Origin of the sequence: Agriterribacter sp. (assembly GCF_035444585.1) — a bacterium.
Classification (GTDB): Bacteria; Bacteroidota; Bacteroidia; order Chitinophagales; family Chitinophagaceae; genus Agriterribacter.
In genome coordinates this window covers 1-1,873 of sequence record NZ_DAOMOZ010000373.1, presented here as the reverse complement: position 1 = coordinate 1,873, position 1,873 = coordinate 1, and the positions used below count along the sequence as shown (strand labels likewise).

Sequence of the window (1,873 nt, the reverse complement as noted above, 5' to 3'; positions counted from 1 at the left end):
ATGATAAAGGTTACCGCGGCTTTATGGGCATGGAGCACGGCATCAGCAGGCCCGGAAGGGAAGGAGAGTTGGCGGTGCTAAGAGCTTACCGGTCTATTGATCCCAAGTAATGGGTTATTATTTCCTCACGGTGCATAAACGATGGGGGCTTTGAATTTCGGTTATCCGATTCGGATTTATATCATTAGTAGCCTGACCGTGCTGAGAAACGAAACACGAGATTGCAAATGATCGAAGCGAAGATGGATGTCATTATAAGGAACGAAGCATCTGCGTTTTTCTATTTGAGTTTTGCCACGGCAGAGGGGTTCGCTTCAGCGTGAGCGATTAAGTTACATTCCTGCATTTTCTTACGCTTCGAAAAGACGTGACTTTTTTGAAGTAATGCGTATCAGCCATATAGGATTTGTATGCATCAACTACCTAACTTTGAACCATGACGGCATTTATAGCACCTGTTCTGTTTCTGACCTTGTGCATCGTTTTATTTTTTGCGGTAAGGAGGAGAAAGCGATATGTATATGCAGTGCCCGAAAATGTTTCCCAATTGTTATCGGACCATGTAGCGTATTACCGTCAACTGGTGCCTGAACAAAAAGCTGCATTTGAAAAGAGGATAAAAGAATTTCTTTCTTATATCCGTATTCACGGCGTTAATACTGAAGTGGAGGACCTGGACAGGGTGCTGGTGGCCAGCAGCGCAGTAATACCGGTATTTGGTTTTGCTGAATGGCGCTATTATAATTTGAAGGACGTATTATTGTACGGCGACAGGTTCAATACCGAAGATTTTTCTACAACAGGCGATGAGCGCCATACCCTGGGCATGGTAGGAACGGGTGCATTACAGCGTATGATGATCTTGTCGAAGCCTGCGCTCAGACAGGGCTTCCTTAATGAAAGCCGGAAAGACAATACAGGTATCCACGAATTTGTGCATTTATTGGATAAAGCCGATGGAGCAACGGATGGTATACCCGAAGCCCTGCTGCACCAGCAGTATACCATCCCCTGGATCAAATATATAAGTGAAGCCATCCATCATATAAAAACCGGTCAATCCGATATTGATGTATACGGTGCTACCAGTCATGCGGAATTTTTTGCGGTAGCAGCCGAGTATTTTTTTAACCGCCCCGACCTGTTTAAGATCAACCACCCCCAGTTGTTCGCTTTAATGGAAAAAATATTTAACCAGCAGCCGGGATCAGCTTTTCATAAACGCCACTACAATACTCCCAACGGATCCGGGTAATGTATACTATTTTTAAAACATCGAAGTGTCATTGCAAACTGCGGGTATTAAACTATTCTTTCCTTTTATCACCGATCAGCTTCAGCTCATAAAAATCTTTTCTCCGGTCTTTCAAATTCCTTACACTGCCGTAGCTGTGCAGCTCATCTAATAACGACAGGTCAACTCCCGCTATCAGTATCATTTCGCTATTGGCTGTTGCTTCGCTGATAATGCAGTTGGAAGGGAAGGTAAAATCGCTTGGGGTGAATACCGCAGCCTGTGAATACTGAATATCCATGTTCTCCACTTTGGGCAGGTTGCCCACACTGCCGGTAATGGCTACATAACACTCATTTTCTATGGCGCGTGCCTGTGAACAAAGCCGCACACGCATATAAGCGTTCTGCGTATCGGTGAGGAAGGGAACAAATAAGATCTGCATACCTTCTTCACTCAGTAGCCTGGGCAGCTCCGGGAATTCTACATCATAGCATATAAGAATACCAATTTTGCCTGCATCGGTATCAAATACCTTTACACTGTTGCCACCCTTTATTCCCCAGTGCTTGGCCTCATCGGGCGTGATGTGTATTTTTTCGTACTGGTCAACAGCGCCATTGCGGTGACATAAAAAAC

The 1,873-nt window shown here is 44.7% G+C and carries 2 protein-coding genes; one reads left to right on the top strand and one right to left on the bottom strand.

What is annotated here, in order from left to right:
* The first annotated feature begins 436 nt into the window (after positions 1 to 436).
* Entirely contained in the window at positions 437 to 1,255 is an 819-nt protein-coding gene (locus PLH26_RS21630; RefSeq protein WP_324588089.1) for a M90 family metallopeptidase, read from the top strand.
* Positions 1,256 to 1,307: 52 nt separating this feature from the next.
* Here the strand turns inward: PLH26_RS21630 and PLH26_RS21625 are convergent.
* On the bottom strand, positions 1,308 to 1,873 hold a 566-nt coding region (locus PLH26_RS21625; RefSeq protein ID WP_324588088.1), incomplete at its 5' end, for a nitrilase-related carbon-nitrogen hydrolase.

Excerpts from the sequence above, each read along its gene's own strand:
- PLH26_RS21630 (WP_324588089.1), top strand. The coding sequence starts at position 437 with ATGACGGCATTTATAGCACCTGTTCTGTTTCTGACCTTGTGCATCGTT.